Source organism: Sphingobacterium mizutaii (assembly GCF_900187125.1).
GTDB lineage: Bacteria > Bacteroidota > Bacteroidia > Sphingobacteriales > Sphingobacteriaceae > Sphingobacterium > Sphingobacterium mizutaii.
The window spans coordinates 2,833,999-2,851,509 of record NZ_LT906468.1; the positions used below are offsets into that span (position 1 = coordinate 2,833,999).

Annotated in this window: 14 protein-coding genes; 11 read left to right on the forward strand and 3 right to left on the reverse strand. The window is 38.1% G+C overall.

The features are described from left to right. Positions 1-309 precede the first annotated feature (309 nt). The 7 genes from CKW03_RS12205 to CKW03_RS12235 all read left to right on the forward strand — a co-directional run bounded on the left by CKW03_RS12205 (position 310) and on the right by CKW03_RS12235 (position 10,486). Entirely contained in the window at positions 310-3,447 is a 3,138-nt protein-coding gene (locus tag CKW03_RS12205; RefSeq protein ID WP_093097321.1) for a SusC/RagA family TonB-linked outer membrane protein, read from the forward strand. Between the two features lie 16 nt (positions 3,448-3,463). After that, complete coding sequence (locus tag CKW03_RS12210; protein ID WP_157739510.1) at positions 3,464-4,963, forward strand: SusD/RagB family nutrient-binding outer membrane lipoprotein; 1,500 nt, start codon at positions 3,464-3,466, stop codon at positions 4,961-4,963. Between the two features lie 196 nt (positions 4,964-5,159). After that, positions 5,160-5,897, forward strand: a complete 738-nt coding sequence (ubiE, locus tag CKW03_RS12215) for a bifunctional demethylmenaquinone methyltransferase/2-methoxy-6-polyprenyl-1,4-benzoquinol methylase UbiE (RefSeq protein WP_093097324.1) — start codon at positions 5,160-5,162, stop codon at positions 5,895-5,897. Between the two features lie 160 nt (positions 5,898-6,057). Further along, positions 6,058-7,656 carry a Na+/H+ antiporter gene (locus CKW03_RS12220; RefSeq protein ID WP_093097326.1) on the forward strand — a complete coding sequence of 533 codons (1,599 nt, stop codon included), beginning with the start codon at positions 6,058-6,060 and terminating at the stop codon, positions 7,654-7,656. A 64-nt stretch (positions 7,657-7,720) separates the two neighbouring features. Further along, complete coding sequence (locus tag CKW03_RS12225; RefSeq protein WP_093097327.1) at positions 7,721-8,170, forward strand: hypothetical protein; 450 nt, start codon at positions 7,721-7,723, stop codon at positions 8,168-8,170. A 314-nt stretch (positions 8,171-8,484) separates the two neighbouring features. Continuing rightward, positions 8,485-8,670 (forward strand): hypothetical protein, encoded by a 186-nt coding sequence (locus CKW03_RS12230; RefSeq protein ID WP_093097329.1) that lies wholly within the window; start codon positions 8,485-8,487, stop codon positions 8,668-8,670. Between the two features lie 58 nt (positions 8,671-8,728). Beyond that, positions 8,729-10,486 carry a hypothetical protein gene (locus CKW03_RS12235; RefSeq protein ID WP_093097330.1) on the forward strand — a complete coding sequence of 586 codons (1,758 nt, stop codon included), beginning with the start codon at positions 8,729-8,731 and terminating at the stop codon, positions 10,484-10,486. Here the strand turns inward: CKW03_RS12235 and CKW03_RS12240 are convergent. Further along, positions 10,483-12,432: a glycoside hydrolase family 172 protein gene (locus tag CKW03_RS12240; RefSeq protein ID WP_093097332.1), complete on the reverse strand. Its 1,950-nt coding sequence runs from the start codon at positions 12,430-12,432 to the stop codon at positions 10,483-10,485. The two genes, CKW03_RS12235 and CKW03_RS12240, sit on opposite strands and share 4 nt — an antisense overlap. Before the next feature lie 186 nt (positions 12,433-12,618). After that, the gene (locus tag CKW03_RS12245; protein WP_093097333.1) at positions 12,619-14,154 is read right to left on the reverse strand and encodes a glycoside hydrolase family 43 protein; all 1,536 of its coding nucleotides are present in this window, start codon (positions 14,152-14,154) and stop codon (positions 12,619-12,621) included. 221 nt (positions 14,155-14,375) lie between these two features. Here CKW03_RS12245 and CKW03_RS12250 point away from each other — a divergent pair, with 221 nt between their 5' ends. The 4 genes from CKW03_RS12250 to CKW03_RS12265 all read left to right on the forward strand — a co-directional run bounded on the left by CKW03_RS12250 (position 14,376) and on the right by CKW03_RS12265 (position 17,243). Next, a complete protein-coding gene (locus tag CKW03_RS12250; protein WP_093097335.1) occupies positions 14,376-14,936 on the forward strand; it encodes a biliverdin-producing heme oxygenase in 561 nt (186 codons plus the stop codon). Positions 14,937-15,023: 87 nt separating this feature from the next. Then, the gene (locus tag CKW03_RS12255; protein WP_093097336.1) at positions 15,024-15,725 is read left to right on the forward strand and encodes a DKNYY domain-containing protein; all 702 of its coding nucleotides are present in this window, start codon (positions 15,024-15,026) and stop codon (positions 15,723-15,725) included. Positions 15,726-15,780: 55 nt separating this feature from the next. Continuing rightward, positions 15,781-15,984 carry a YwbE family protein gene (locus CKW03_RS12260; protein WP_093097338.1) on the forward strand — a complete coding sequence of 68 codons (204 nt, stop codon included), beginning with the start codon at positions 15,781-15,783 and terminating at the stop codon, positions 15,982-15,984. 134 nt (positions 15,985-16,118) lie between these two features. Further along, positions 16,119-17,243 carry a lipid II:glycine glycyltransferase FemX gene (locus CKW03_RS12265; protein ID WP_093097339.1) on the forward strand — a complete coding sequence of 375 codons (1,125 nt, stop codon included), beginning with the start codon at positions 16,119-16,121 and terminating at the stop codon, positions 17,241-17,243. Positions 17,244-17,299: 56 nt separating this feature from the next. Here CKW03_RS12265 and CKW03_RS12270 read toward each other — a convergent pair whose 3' ends face one another. After that, positions 17,300-17,488: a hypothetical protein gene (locus tag CKW03_RS12270; RefSeq protein WP_093097341.1), complete on the reverse strand. Its 189-nt coding sequence runs from the start codon at positions 17,486-17,488 to the stop codon at positions 17,300-17,302. Positions 17,489-17,511: the final 23 nt, after the last annotated feature.

The following is a 17,511-nucleotide window of genomic DNA, read 5'->3' on the forward strand; positions in this document are numbered from 1 at the left end:
TCAAAACTTTAATAAACTCTCCAAAATTGATCTATTCAACGCTTACTAATCAATAAAAATCTTGATTTAACTAAAATAAACCCACTATTTTCAAACTTATACCGCAAACATGGTATATTCTTTTATTTATTAATCGAATTATCATTAGAGTATTATATTTTCTTAGTAATATTTAAGTTTGTTTATAAATGTTAAAGTTTTTCTATATTTGACACAATCAATAATTATGAAATCAATAAGCCTTCACTTATTGAAAATGTTTAACAAATAGTATTACTAACAAAATTTATTTACGAACAACGAAGTATTATGAAACAAAGATTACTCAGCGTTATTCTGCTGTGCTTGCTATTCGTAGGAGTAGCAAATGCACAACTAAGGCAGGTAAGCGGTAAAGTGACTTCGGCCTCGGATGGCAACTCCTTAAGTGGGGTTTCAATCCGTGTTGATGGAACTAATACTGCAACCCAGTCTGATGGTGATGGTAACTACACCATCGATGTATCTAGAGAAAATGCAACCCTTGTATTTTCTTACATTGGATATGCAACACAAAGAGTAGCAGTAGGAAACCAATCTACTGTAAATGTGCAATTAACCTCCTCTGACAACGAACTTGAAGAAGTGATCGTAACGGCTTTAGGGGTTAAAAGAGAAAAAAGAGAATTAGGTTATTCTGCTGAACAGGTAGATAGCAAAACCGTAAACAAAGCCAGCGCAGTAAACATCGCAAATGGATTACAAGGTAAAGTTTCAGGTTTGAATGTCACCACTTCCAATTCTGGAGTTTTTGAAGATGTCCGTATCAATTTACGTGGTATCAGATCATTAACTGGTAACAACAACCCTTTACTAGTATTGAATGGGGTACAGATGGACATTAAATATCTATCTTCCCTAAATCCAAATGACGTAGAAAATGTATCCGTTTTAAAAGGTGCTGCAGCGGCTGCAATCTATGGTCCTGATGCTCGTAATGGGGTAATTTTGGTTAATACCAAAAGTGGGTCTGAAAGAACTGACATTAATGTCAGCCATTCTACCCAATGGCAAAACATCTCCTTCTTTCCAAAATTGCAAAAACAATTTGGACAAGGTTACGATGGAATTATTGACCCAGTAGAAAACTGGTCTTGGGGACCAGCTTACGACGGACAAATTGCAGATATTGGCCCTCAATTACCTGATGGTAGCCAACAGACTACTCCTTACGTAGGTACAGATGAACGCGAAAAATTCTACGACACTGGTGTTACTAACCAAACCAACGTATCTATTAACGCGAAAGATTTCTTCTTAAGTTTAGAAAACTCAGATATCAAAGGTATAGTACCGGGTGATAAAAACAGAAGAAACGGTATTCGCTTAAATGCAAAACGTGAATTTGGTATGTTCAGAGCAGGGGCAAACTTCAACTACTCCCAACAGAACTACAATACCTTTAACCAATCGGGTCCAGAGGATTACTTCACTGCCCAAGGTACTGGCGGTAATGACGGTCTTTTCAGCCAGTTGATCAATACACCTGCACATATTCCGCTTACCAAATACAAAGATTACAAAAACGATAAATTCGCGACTTACGAAAATTGGTTTACCAACTATGGCTTAAACCCATATTTCACTCTTGATAACTGGCGTACAACAGGTAAAAAGCAAGATTTAATTACTAATATCGACCTTGGCCTAAAACCGTTCGACTGGTTAGACTTCACTTACCGTGCAAGTTTAACTTCTAGAGGAATTGCAGAGCGAGACCTTACTGTAGGTACTAAATCAACCCCATTCGGACAGTCTCGCGGTAAAACCCCAATCCCATCTTCATTAGAGGAATATAGCTATAACCAAACTATCTTGACTTCTGAACTCTTTGCGAATGTTACTAAACAAATCAATGACGATTTCAAATTCAACGGTATCTTAGGAACCTTTGTAAGACAGAACGAATACAGAGCAACAACAGTTGGTGCAGGCAACCTAGTAATCCCAGAACTATATAACATCAGCATCAGAACAGGAAACTTAACTGGAAACTCTGACGGTTATAAAACGAGATTGTTCTCTACCTACGGAAGTGCCGGTTTCAATTACAAAAATTGGGCTAATTTAGAATTCACTGGCCGTTGGGACAAAACTTCAACTTTGGCTCCAGGAAACAATTCATACTTCTACCCTGGAGTGAATGCTGCAGTAGTGGTTTCAGATGCTCTTGACATCACTTCTGATTTCTTTAATTATTTGAAAATAAGAGGTGCTTGGACCAAAACTGCCAATTCAGACATTAGCCCTTACTTCCTTGAGGCAACTTTCTCTCAAGCCAACGGATTCCCTTTCGGTGTAGTTTCTGGCTTGACTGCTAACAATGAATCCTATAACTACAACCTGAAACCAGAACGTATCAACACAACTGAAGCAGGTTTTGAAGCAGGATTCTGGAACAATAGATTAACATTAGAAGCAACTTACTTCTTCTCGAAGAATACTGATCAAATTATCAGGGTAAGTACTTCAGAAGCTTCAGGTTACTCAAGAACGAACACCAATGCTGCATCTTTCAACAGTAAAGGTGTTGATTTTGACTTCAACCTATCTCCATTAATTAAATTTAATGATGGCGGTATCAACTTCAGAGGAAATTTCCTTTGGAATGATTCAGAAGTAACGAGCATCTACGAAGCTCAGGGATTGAACCAAAAAGAACTTGCTATCGGTGGTTATATTGCAGCAGGAAACTATGCTATCGTGGGTGAACCAGCATTTGTTATGCGTGGTACTGACTACGAGAGAGACGACCAAGGCCATATCATTGTAAGTGAAGCAGATGGTCGCCCTTTCACATCATCAACCAATGTAAACTTTGGAAGAACACTTCCAAAATGGATCATCGGATTGAACCCATCTGTAAACTACAAAAACTTCAACCTTTCAGCGTTATTTGAATATAAAGGTGGCCACGTAACTTCATTCTTTGGATTAGGTTCTGCAATGGCTTGGACCGGTGTATCTGAAGCGACAGCTTACAACAACCGCGAACCTTTTATCCTGCCTAACTCTGTGATTGAAGATCCCAACAACCCAGGTTCATACATCCCTAACACCACTGCTAAAATTGGTGAAAACGAACCTATTTACAACTACTATACAGGAGAATTCGGAAATACCGCATCTAATTTTATTGTAAGTGCAAACCATTGGAGATTTAGGGAATTGGCATTATCGTATGATATTCCTGAAGCATGGCTTTCAGCAAGACAGAAAACCTTGAAAGGTCTTTCTATCGCGTTTGTTGGAAGAAATTTAGCTTTATGGCTTCCTAAAGAAAACAAATTCATGGACCCTGATTTTGACAGCATGGCTTCTGATTACCCGAATGCTTATGGCAATGTCAATGACACTTCAAACCCACCTGTTAGAAATTTTGGGTTTACAATAAATGCTAGGTTCTAATTTAATCGAGAAGAAAATGAAACAAAAAATATTATTGGCAATACTAGCAACTTCATTAGTATTGTCGGGTTGTAAAGATAGTTTCTTTGACATCAACACCAACCCAAATAGACCTACGATTGCTTCTGTCACTCCGCAGTACATTTTACCAATGGTACTGAAGCAGACAGCAACAAGAATGGGAACTCAATACTCCTTTGCAGCTTCTTGGACCGGATATTATGGTCGTGGCGCTAGTTATGGCCCAAGCTTACCTTTGGAAAATTACAGCATCACGCCTGCTTTCCAACAAGGTCAATGGGCAAACAGCACAACCACTTGGTTTGACGTCCTAAACGACGCTGAATTAATGGCTCAAAAAGCGGAAGCAACTAATGAAACTTTTTTCTTAGGTGTATCCAAGGTAATCAAGGCTATTGGCTTTATGTACCTGGTTGACATGTACAATAATGTGCCATATAAAGACGCATTAAAAGGTGATGCAAATATTGCTCCCGCATACGAAAAGGGACAAGACATCTATGCGGATTTACTTGTACAACTTGAGGAAGCTCGCCAAATTTTCAAGGCTAATCCTGAAATTTCAGATGCAACGGCGACAGCAGATGTCCTTTTTGGAGGCGATCTAACCATGTGGAGAAAGCTGGCTAATACCCAATCCCTTAAATTATTGATTCACCAATCAGAATTTGCAAAAAACCCTACTGCTGAGATTGCAAAAATTACGGCCGATGGTAGCGGATTTATTGAAGCCGGTAATTCAGCTAATTTAACCTTAAGCTTTGCCAATAACGAAGGCCAAGTAAACCCTGTCTATATGTCATATGTAGCAGACCAGAGTGGAATTGAAACCGATGCTTTCAATAGGGTAAGCGCATATTTATTAGACAGATATGTTTCCAACAACGACATCCGGTATCAATATCTTTTCGATAAGGCTGATTCACCGGTAGACCCTAACATTGAATATGTAGGCGCTATTTTCGGAGGCCCTACTGTTCAAGGATTGTATTCTGCGAACCAATCTAGGGTAGTTGGCCCAGGCATCGTTTCTTCTGGCTCTGCCCCGATGTGGTTCTTTACCTCTGTGGAGAGCTTATTCCTTCAAGCTGAAGCAACTCAACGCGGTTGGCTAGCTGGAAATGCTAAGACAACTTATGAAAATGCAGTATCGGAATCCTTCAAATGGCTAAATGTAACCAATGCACAAGCTGAAGCAACGGATTTACTTGCCAATTCTGCAAATTGGGACAACGCAGCAAACAAACTGGAGTTGATCATCAATCAAAAATATCTATCCCTTCCAAGTATCAACAACTTCGAAGCATGGGTAGATTATAGAAGGTTGGGATTTCCTACCGACGTTCCTTTGTCTGCAAACCCTAATATTCAAGGACGTAAAATACCTCTTCGTTTGATGTACCCTCAAAGCGAATACAGTTACAACAATGCAAATGTAACAGCACAAGGAGACATCGATCCACAGACCAGTAAAATTTTCTGGGACGTGAATTAATTTGCACAACCAATCTGAGACATTCAGATTAAGAGAATAAAAGAAGGTCAGCAGTAATCAATTGGTTACTGCTGATTTTTTTACAAACACTCCAGCATATCCTTTATTCTAGCTCCAATACCCTTAGATTTTCCCTCCAAAAAGTCTGTTTTATCCTTGAATTACCTTACCTTTGGCAGATAATAAAAATTTAAGAATGAGCGACAACAAGATTATTCTTCCCGATCAGGCATCTCAAGAGCAAAAACATGTGCAGGTGAGAAAAATGTTCAATTCCATTTCAGGGAATTACGACAAACTCAACAAGGTCATTACTTTTGGAATGGAAAAAGGTTGGAAGAAAAATGTCTACAACCTTGTCGCAGCAAAAAGCCCCAATAAAATCTTGGACATTGCAACCGGAACCGGAGATATGCTCCTGCTTTTTGCTAATAGCAAAGCCTCGGAAATTATCGGAACAGACATTTCAGAAGGAATGCTCGCCGTAGCTGAAGAGAAAGTAAAACAGTTGGGCTTGGAAAACAGAATTAAACTTGATCAACAAGACGCTGAAAACCTAGAATTCCCAAACAATACTTTTGACGCAATCAGCATTACTTATGGCATTCGAAATTTCGAAAACCTGGACAAATGTTTACAAGAGATCTATCGCGTTACTGCTCCAGGAGGTCAGCTAATCGTCCTTGAAACATCCGTGCCTCAAAATTTTATCCTCAAGTCTGGTCATTTAATCTACACCAAATGGATCATGCCTTTATTGAGCCGCATGTTTAGCAAAGATAAAACTGCCTATAAGTACCTTTCAAAATCCGCTTTAAACTTCCCATACGGCGAAGCATTAAAAAAACGATTCGAACAAGCCGGATATACAGACGTAAAGATTATGCCTCAATTTTTCGGAGCCTCCAGCATTTATCAAGGCATCAAGAAATAATAGATAAATTAACATATCCAAAACATCCAAAAAAAAGGATAGTGTCACAAAACACTATCCTTTTTTTGTTGTTTAAAATATCAAATTTCATCAACAACAACCCCAAAGTCTAAATACTAAATACTAACTACTAACTACTAACTACTAACTACTACACCCCATGCACAGCCTATTACCATTTATCTTGGTTTTAATACTGTTGATCGTATTTCTAACCATCTTTGCCAACCAGCTCAAAATAGCCTACCCTATCCTATTGGTATTGGCTGGTTTAGCGATCAGTTTTGTTCCAGGGCTACCTATCCTTAAGATCGACCCAGATCTCATTTTCTTTGTATTCCTTCCGCCATTACTCTACGAGGCGGCTTGGGGCGTCTCTTTCAAGGAAATGAAAAAATGGTGGCGCATCATCGGTAGTTTTGCCTTCCTAGTGGTATTCTTCACAGCCTTTTTAGTCGCTATTATTTCCAATCAGATCATTCCAGGTTTCAGCTTAGCATTAGGATTTGTTCTTGGTGGAATTGTTTCACCTCCCGACGCAGTCAGCACAGGAGCTATAACTAAATTCGTCAAGATCCCCAAGTCGACAACAGCCATTCTAGAAGGCGAAAGTCTGTTGAACGATGCATCATCACTGATTATTTTTCGCTTTGCTTTGGTCGCGGTGGGTACTGGTCAATTTATTTGGCAAGATGCAGGCACCCAATTTCTATGGATGTTATTTGGAGGCGTTGGCATCGGTCTCTTGGTGGCTCAAGTATTTATTTGGATTCACAAACATTTGCGGACTGAAGCCGCTTCAGACATCGCATTAAGCCTTATCAGCCCCTATTTCATGTACTGGCTGGCAGAACAGGCACATTGTTCTGGCGTACTGGCCGTCGTTGCTGGAGGTCTATATATGTCATCACAAAGACTCAAGTATTTAGCGGCAAGCAGTAGGATCAAAGGCGCATCTGTATGGGAAAGCTTTGTATTCCTATTGAATGGCATGGTCTTTTTATTAATCGGACTAGACCTTCCCGAAATCGTTGCTGGAATCCGATCCCATGGTACTCCATTAGGTACAGCGATTGGTTATGCCGTAATCATTACCTTGGTCTTGATTGCTGCAAGGATGATTTCCGCTTTTGCAGCCATGTTGGCAACAATCGTGTTCAGGCCACAGATTGCGCATCAACAACAATTTAGTACACGTAGGTGGTATACCCCACTCCTCATGGGTTGGACAGGAATGCGAGGGGTGGTTTCGCTTGCCGCGGCTTTGGCTATCCCATTAACCCTCCCAAACGGCGAAGCTTTTCCCCATCGAAATCTTATTTTATTTATCACTTTTATCGCTATTCTCTTAACCTTAGTTATCCAAGGGCTCACTCTACCCTATTTAATCGCTAAAACACAACCTTTCAAAGGTTACAAAAATGAAGAGGAAAAAGAAGCTGAAAATAGACTAAAAATGAAACTTGGTCTAAAGTCCCATGTTTACAATTTTGTCAAAGATAAATATGAAAACCATCATCAAGCTGATGCAGCTATGGAAAGAATCCTAAAATACTGGGAAGACCAATCAAAAGTCCAAGACAACAGCTGGATGAATGGTGTCAGCAAACAGACCTTATTGGAAATTTTTGCAGAACAAAGAATATATTTGACAAACCTCAACAAAGAGGAAGAATATGATGAAGAATTAATCCGTCAACAGATCTATCAAATCGATTTGGAAGAAGAAAGGATTATTTTAGTTTTCAAAAGCCATTAGCAACAAAAATAACAACAACAAAACAGCTTGTAAAACGTTTATTAGGAAACAATAAATCAGAATTATGCCAACATTGGAACAAAGGATTGAGGAATTGAACAGACATTTTGGATTCAGGGAACATCCCGAAGACTTTAACTTTGAACTGAATCCGGAACGCATCGCTTATAAAAACGAAGCATTAAGAACAAAAAACAGAGACCTTTATGCATCTTACCTAGCCGATAATTATCCGCGAGAAATGGACCGTGAACTAGCCGATTTCGACAGTAAAGCAAATAGCCTAATCCAAGTCAGCAAAGACGAGGCTGAACAGCTTTTTGCAGATAACAAAATCAATATGCTAAAAAGTGATATCAGCTACAAAGACCCTGATGCCATCTTCCAAATGAAAAAAGTAAATGAAGAAGATTTAAACTGGCATTTAGAAGGCCATGAAACAGATTTACTGAATGGGAACTCCAGACCATTCGAAGCCTTGGAAGGCAAAAGCAATATCTGGCTGTTAAAATAAAACTCTCCCAATAATTCTTTAATAAAAATCATTTTTAATAAAATCTGCAACTATTCATTAGTTGCAGAACATACCTTTTGTTACAAAAAAAACAGTTCCCTCCCATTTATTTTACTAACTCTAATTCCCTAAAAACCACTATAATATCTTAATAAATCAATTAATGTTTATTATTACTAAGTTAATTTTATTAATAATAATATGCGTACGAAATACATTTTCTTATTTATTTGAATAATACAATCTATTTTTGCTCACATTTTTATTTAATCAGTTAATATAAACACATTAAATTTTTCTTTGCAATAAACAACATGAACTACAACACTAACGAAAAAAAAGTTTATGTCAATCCTATTATCCTCATTGAAGAAATTGAACTGGAGGTCGGGATTGCAGTCGGATCTTATAATATTAAGACAGGGGGAACTTCAAACGAACCAAGAATGGAAGATTGGGACACGAATACGGATGGTAAATTCAAAAACTTTGATCTATAAGTAAGAACCTAGAACATCCAAAAACCAATTTCTAATTTAAACCAATACTTAATTTAACATGACAACAGTTAAAAAGACCTATCTATTCTATCCAATTTTCCTATTCTGGATGTTGACCAATATAGCTTGCCATAAGCCTACTGGAGAAACTGAGAAACCTAATCCAGCAAAGGAAAATTCACTACATTTTAGAATTCAGGGAATCCAAGATATCAGTGAGGCTGAAAATAACAATGAACAGCATAAAGCCTCTACAAATTCAGCGTCCACAAGACGTAAAGTTGCTGCTGAAAGTGACATCGTGAATCTGGATGGAATCGATGCTATCATGACGATATCTGAAAATATTCCAAACGAATACCCAGATAAACTCGAAAAAAAATCAAGGACTGTAAAAAACGCAAGGCTTAATGCCGGAAGCAATGGAAATATTGCAAGAGCAATCTCACAGTTAAAAAATGGTGTTCAATATAAAATAGTGCTATATAAAGCGGATCAAAACGGCAAACCTATCGAATTTGTTGATCAAGCAGATGGTCAAGTTGGTGGAAAGGATATTTCCATTGAAGCTTACAGAAACACGAAATACCGTTGGTATGCATATACCTATAACAATAGTAGTCCACTAGAAGTATTTACTTCAAACCAGAACAGCCTGCCAGTAAAACCCTCTGGAAACAATAATTTATTGAGACAGGACTTTGCTTATGCAACGGGGCTAATTACAACTGGCAATGTCATTGATGGTAGTAGCAGTATCAACAATATTGTTTTGACTAGGAAAACCGCGCAGATCATTGTTGAAATTAATTCTAGAGGTATGTTTGGCGCAATTGCTTATGCGAGCCCTCGATTTAAGGACAACTCTGGCCTTAGCAAAGCTGATTTCAGATTAGTGGATAGCAGCTTTCAAAATCCAACAAAAACCATTAATTCATTCAATGTATATAATCATCATGGATCCGGTTATTCTGTACCAGTAGGGACTGATTCAGTCACTGTTGCCGATTGGAAAAGGAGATATACTTTTTATACCGTCGCTAATGGATCTACTCCTGTCAACCTAGTCGTTTCTCTGGATACGTTAAGAATATCAAGTGAACGGATTTCTGAATTCGATGGAAGGTCATACTTTGTTGAAAGAAATTTCTTTAGCAGGGACTTTAGTTTCCCCAATTTCATCCCTCAAGCTGGAAAAAGCTATTTTATTTCAATAAAACTGGTTGAATCTGCCATCCCAATCGGCTCAACACAATGGGCAAGAGCAAATGTATATCGGAATGCAAAAGGTCCTTTACTTCCAGGGAATTTTTGGGAATACAGGTTCCGATATGATAACCCTTTGTACATCTCGACCAGCGTTGTTCCACCTATGACCGATATGTTCACCAATGACATTTATAATATTGGTGGAAAAAATATCTGTGAAAGAATTTATCCTGAAGGTGTATGGGATCTTCCAACTAGAGAGGATTTCAATGAATTAGATAGGTACTCAAATAAAGAAATCATACGAGAACCAGGGAATTGGTATTTAAGGTTTATCCCACAAAACTCAGTTCCATTGTCTATTGGATATGTAGATGGATATTTAAATTTAGTACCAATTGGTTACAAAAGAATCAGCACTGAAGGTTTTAGCCAATATTTCCCAACTAGTATGCGATTCAGGGAAACCAAAGGATATTGGCGAACAACGGACCCTGCTGTATTTGCTCGCGTCAACTTCAGTACAAATCCAAACGACTATATCAATACAGGCACATACACCGCTTCTTGGAATGCTTGTATCCGATGTATAAGGAAAAAAGACTAATCTGCGATTTTCTCCAAGAATATCCGATCCAACTCAAATTCATTACCTTTCTCTCCTTGTTTCCGGACGTGGAAGGTAATGGAATTGGTTTGTTTCGTGATCTTAATACTTCCCATTTCTACTTTCTCATTTAATTTCTCTTGGGTAGTCTGGCTTGACTTCCAATCTGCAATTAACTTTTGTCTTTGCCAAATTGCGAACTCAGCCCCGTTTTCTTTCTCAAAATAGGAAATCGATAATTTATACTCGCCTTCTGGAACATCAGTCAGCATAACTCGAACGGTATGATGCCCATCAGAACGCATCCGTAATCCACGGTCTTGCTTGACTTCTGCTCCACCACCGAGTGTCACTTCCATCAACTGCGGGAAATACTCATGAACCGTTGGCAAATAAACCTGACGAAGTTCATCTGTAGGCTCTATTTTAGAACGCAAGGGTTGGGCTCCATAATACATGGCTATCGATGTGTAATCCACTGGAAACTCATTCCCTTCTGGTCCATGTTCGATTACATGGTTGATCTCCTTTTCAAAAGGCATTTTATCAGTCATAAAAAAGCGATATGCCCCTGTCCTACCCATTGGCAGACTATAATCTAATGATCCGTGTATAGGCAAGCTTATTCCGCGGTCCCAGCGATCCAATAATGCATACCAGCCACCATTGTAATAATCTTCCGATCCTGTTCCATGCAACCTTTGTTTACCATCAATTTGGGTTACATCATCACCTTCAAAAAACAAGGTCATTCCTGGCCTCAACCCTTGCGCTAAATGAATAGTCCCCACATAATGACCTTTGCCCTCAGTTTTTAAGAATTCATAATATTTCCCCTGTTCAGGTTTTTCCCTTCGCCAAACCGCATAAAACTTCCCTTCATTTTGTTTATCCCTTGCTTGGGCTGAATAATAAACCCTCGTTTTTATAGAAATAGGCGCTTGCTCCCCATTCGCTCTTTTTTTATACACTATTTTCAGGACAGCCGATTGATCATAAGGCATTGGAATATAGCTATAATTTAAATTCCCCTTGCTCCCCATCAATAGGCCTCGCATTGCTTTTTTACCATAGGCATAGCCAAAGAAATCTGCTATTGGAGCATAGATCCCTTCAACATTTTCCCCATCCCATTTAGCAGACAAGACAATATCTTTTTGCATTCCCTCAAATGAAGTCCCTCCATCAATTTCCATCCCAACGATCCGTCCCCCTTGGGAAGCATTAAAAAAGTCAACTTCTTCCCCTGGATTGATCACAAATGTTTTCTCCTCTGACTGTATTCCCGCAGACCTACCTTTAGCAAAAAGATTAGCTTGGGGCTTCATTTCAGTAAATAGTTTACTCACTTCATCAATTTTGGCCTTCTCCAAAGCTGAAAAATCCCCAGTATAGGACTCAACCTTTTTACCATGAATTTGTCTGTTTTGAATCTGTAAGAACAAGATTTTTTCTCCTTCAAATACTATCTTCAATGATTTCTTATATGGAATTGGTAGATAAGTGAAATAGCCTCCAACCTCATTCCCAGAAATACCCTTTACAAATGGAAATACATTTCCTGAAAAAAGATCTGAGAACCGAATCCTCAACCTCGCTTTTTTCTCTCCATCAAAATAAAAGGCAAGTGTATCATCGGTCGGGGTTGGTGTCCAAATTCTGTTAACCACTCCAGCTCCTTTAAAATCGGCAATGACCAAATTATTTCCTTCTTTTCTAATAAATGAATAAGCTCCCCCAAATCCATCATCATTCTTGCCGGTCCGATCATAACTTGATATCTGCTCCACATATTCTCCAGTCCGGTAGGCCGGGAGTAAATCAGGTCGAACTAAATTATCGAGCTCCTCCACAAAACTGTATTCGGATTTTTGCGAAAATGAAGGATTGCTATTCAAGAAAATAAAGAAAATAGCCAAGATGGACAGGTAAAAAACTCTTTTCATTGCGATAGAATTAGAATTAAAAACTTGGGTTTATTATGGTATTAAACGTTTAAGCTACTCTAATATAATGAAAATATGGATAATCAATATCTCATTTTGTGAAAATGTTTTCAATACAGAATATGCTAGGGATTGAAAATAAGAAAGGCTATTGAACCCTGAGCGTTGAATAGCCTTTCTTATTTTTTAATAGTCTAGTGAAAGCTCTGTAAATACAGCCTTTTCATTTGGTCCGCCTTTCACTTGTAAGCCCGGTCTTGGACTGCGGTCCCATGGAGCAAGTTCTTTTAGATTAAATGAACTTGAGTCTTTTATTTCAATATTGGTCCAAGTTCCATTTTGGACTTTGAATAATGCTTTGCAGCTTAGATCCGCCTCTGTTTGAAGCCTAAGCTCAATCGCTTTGGTATCTCCTTGAATTTCTTGGCTAGAGAGGACTTTCCATTCCTCCCCATTGACCTGCCAAACAATTAACTGATTTCCTTGCGCAGCTAAACCTATCGCACGATCTTTATCACCATATATCACAATGCCTTTCATTAAGTCTTTATCCGAATGGATTAAATCCAATTTTGCGGAAATAGCGTATTTCTTATTAGCGGGTCTCCAAGTTAGCACTGATCCTACTTCATTTCCTTTGATCTGAGCAGGTGAAAGAAGTAATCCAGTTGTATTCACCTGGAAATTAGGAATGGAATTTCTAAAATCCCATTGCCCAAATACCTCATTCCTTTTTATTTTTCTGAAATCTAATCTAAAACTTGATTCCGAATCCTTATCATCATTTTTTATGAAATCAAAAACTGGCTTGTCTTGATCTGACCATTCCAATTTCGCCAATAAACCTTGCCTACCAGTAAAGACCGTCCCATTTTGGCTATATCCATGAAAAAGGTAATAATAATCTCCCTTTTTATCGGTCACAAAAGTTCCATGCCCCATACATTTCCATCTTTCATTGCTGCCTAAGAGTACGGACTCGCCTACATCTTCATAAGGACCTCTTATGGTTTTTGAGCGAACTGCCTGTACATGGTAATCACATCCTGGACCACAACATGCACCCGCAGAATAAAACATATAGTAATATCCATCTTTCTTGATAAAACTCTGCCCTTCAATACCAATTTTTGCAGTATCTTGTAATATGGAAAAGGGTTCTCCTTCAAGCTTCAACCCGTCTGCTGAGAGTTTACTCCCCAATAACTCTATGGGGCGCTTATCAAGACCATAAGCCTTCCAAGTCATGTAAAGATCCTTGCCATCTCTTACAACAAATGCATCAATAGATTCGGTTCCATAATCCACAACAATTCCTTGATCTACAAACCCCCGATCTGGAAATTTCGAAGTTGCCACCCCAATACAGGAAACTCCATCCGACTTCCTTTTCGCTGAATAATACACATAATAAGTTCCATCCTGATAAAAATATTCCGGAGCCCAGAACGATGATGCAATCCAATCCGGAGTTTTTTCAAAAACAAAACCTACCTGTTTCCACTCCAATAAATTCGTCGAAGTATAAATGGGTAAATGGGGAGCCCATTCACTGGAGGTACCTACAGCATAATATTTTCCATTGGCAGATATGACGCTAGGATCTGCAAAATCTCCAACTATCCTTGCCTGGTTCTGCGCCAGTAAAGACGTAGAATTAAAAACAGCCACAATCAGGAAAAGAGCTACTAATATTCTTTGAAAAGTTAGTCCGTAATTCATAAGGTTTGTATTGATTAACTGCAAAATAGCAAATAAATCGAAGCCAATCAAGGATTAGCTAAATTGATTAAGCTATTTGGATATGAATACTATAAAAGAATTTTATAAGCCTCAATCTCCTCGTCTGAATTGCAGCTTGCAGAACCTCCGTAATCCTTTTTTTACATCCTAAATACAATTATTACCCTAAAAAATGGTTTATTTATTAAACACTTAAAATCATGCTAAGCAAAATCATCAAGGAAGAAACTAAAGCATCTCACCAAAGGCTGGAAGGCAATATGGTTAGAATAATCAAAAAAATTAAAACTGAAGCTGAATATGCGACCTTTTTAAAAAGTTTCTACGCCTACTTTAATGCTGTCGAACAAGAAACCGGAAAATTCATTAATGCCGAAATATTACCTGACAAAGCTTTACGCCGTGACTCTACCTACCTCTTAAGAGACATCCAAACCCTTGGATTCGATTTAAACGACCTACCTCCTGCAGAAGCGCCAAAAGTTGAAAATACCCTACAGGCCTTAAGTTCATTCTATGTATTAGAAGGATCCATCATGGGAGGTCCATATATCGTCCAAATGTTAAAGAAAAATGGTATATCTAAAGGCTTTTCGTTTTTTGAAGGCTATGGAGATCAAAGTGAAGAGATGTGGAAAAAATATACGGATGTATTAAACAAATTTGCTTCAGATCCTTCTCAGGAAAAATCAGCAATTGATATAGCAAACCAAACCTTTGATAATTTTGAAGAAGTTTTTATGGCTGAAAAACTAAAATAACGAAAAAAATAGAACAGCCCTTGAACAGGTATTTTTGGTATATTTATTCTTACATGTTTAACTTCTAACAATGTAAACAATTTACCCATGGAACTCTTCACAAATTTGAAAAGAGAAGATCTCAATAGACTTTTTGACAATTTTTATCAATACAAGGATAAAGTCTTACAATTTAGAGACTATACAAAGCAAATCATTGAGGTACCTGAAGCTGACCCTGAAACTTTCAGAAAAGTTTCAGGCTTTTATGCTGACAAAAACCATGTGTTCTATCAATGTCTCCAAGATAATTCTCCTGAAGAAACCATTACAAACGCTTATGGGCATAATATGAATAATCCTGAGGCAAAATGGCAGATCTCAATTGTTCAAGGCCTCGACGGAAAATCATTCAATTATATACAGGATAAATATGACACCGTTTATTGGAAAGATAAAAATGGAATCTACATCAAAAGAAATGGCTCTTTAAAAGCCTTAGAAAATGTCGATAGGCAATCCTTTACATATCTAAATTTCCTGTATGGAAAGGATAATAAGCATATCTATTATGAAGACCAGATTCTTCCAATCGATGTCAATGAATATTCCCTGGATCAATGGGGTTTTATTAAAGATCAATTCCGAATATTCCATTACGATTTCGAAATAGGCTTAGACCCAAAATCATTTGAAGTTGTATATTACAACCTCATCAAACAACCAATAATATTGCAAGATAAAAATGGAAAATATGAGTACACCCGCTCCATTCGTGAAGATTCAAAAATAATAAAGCAAGAAGGTTAATCGACAAAATCCATTTGAATGGCTTAAATTTGCATTTCAATAAACATTTCATAAAATGAGCGATCCCAATTCTAGAAGCAACATCAAACCAGGAATCCTGGTCAATATTATCCTAAAAAAAGACCAAAGATCCGGAAATCTCACCGAAGGAATTGTTAAAGACATCCTTACTTCTGCTCCTTACCATAGCCGTGGAATCAAGGTCAGACTGACTGATGGTCAAATAGGTAGAGTCGCAGAAATCATCGACGAAGACTAATCTCCGCTTTCTAACATCCACATGACAATTAAATTCGTTTAGCCAACATTTATTGGCTATGTTTGCCTCTTTTTGGCGCGAAGACCGGTGATTTATTTATTTTCGCCAGCCTTTTCAATCGAATTAAGAGCATCATGATCGCAGATTTAGAAGATAAACAGATTAAAGAAATCTACAGAACCTCCATCATCCAACAGACGGCCTATTGGTCTGAAGTTAAAAAGATGCAAGGGGTTCAGAGCGTTGCCTATAATTTTAGGGTAAAATCAGCTGACTTGTTCAATCATCCTTCAGATGACACCTATATTGTTGGCGACTTATTGATTATCATCCAACACCTCGATGCCGAACATTGTATTGCTTATGTTCCTTATGGTCCAGAAATTGAACCAGAAGCTGAAAACCAAGGTTATTTCCTAGAACAACTTTCTGAAAGCCTTCGAAGTTACCTCCCTCCTTCTTGCATAATGATTCGCTATGACCTATCATGGGAGTCCTTATGGGCAAAAGAAGAGGATTGCTATGACATCCATGGTAACTGGATTGGCGTACCTGAAAAAAGAATCCAAGAATTAAGATTCAACTTCAATACTGAAAATTGGAATTTACGTAAGGCCAATACGGATATCCTGCCTTCCAACACCATCTTCATGGACCTCAAAAAAGATGAGGAAGATATTTTGGCTAACATGAAATCCAAAACCCGTTACAATATCAATCTGTCAAAAAGAAAAGGAGTGCAAATCCGTTCCCTAGGCATAGAAAATCTGGATGTTTGGTATGAGCTTTACCGACAAACCGCGCAAAGGAACAATTTCTTCCTGCATGATATCAATTACTTCAAGGTGGTACTGAGCGCTAGGGCAAATGACACCCAATCGCCTGCTCAAGTTTTCTTATTGGTTGCGGAAGTTGATGATCAACCTTTGGCTGCTATGTTTTTAGTTCTTGCCGGAAATAGAGGAACTTATCTTTACGGCGCTTCTGCAACAGAGAACAGGAATTATATGGCGACCTATGCCTTGCAATGGAAAGCTATGCAAATAGCCAAAGAAAAAGGATGTACTGAATATGACTTTTTTGGTATTTCCCCACAGGCCGATGAATCGCATCCAATGTATGGTCTATACCGTTTCAAATCAGGTTTCGGAGGTCAGGTTTACCACAGGATGGGTTGTTGGGATTATCCTTTGAATAAAGAAAAATACAACTATTACGCATCCATGGAATTCCAAAACCAAAGTTACCATCTGAATTAAAAAAACAAAAAAATGGCAGTCCAACCCAGGACTGCCACTTTTTTTTATCCAACCAATTATCTAAATACGAACCTTTTCACTTTTGGACTTATTGTAGTAGTTTGATTGGCATAAAACCATTGTTTCAAAATATCAAGCAACAAACCCAAGTACTTGATCAGTATCAAGACCTTTCCTGGAAACTTAATGGATGATGACCTCAGCATCAAAAAAACCTGAGATAAAGCTTCTAATAATAATTTCATTCATTTTCATTTTTGCTTTTAGG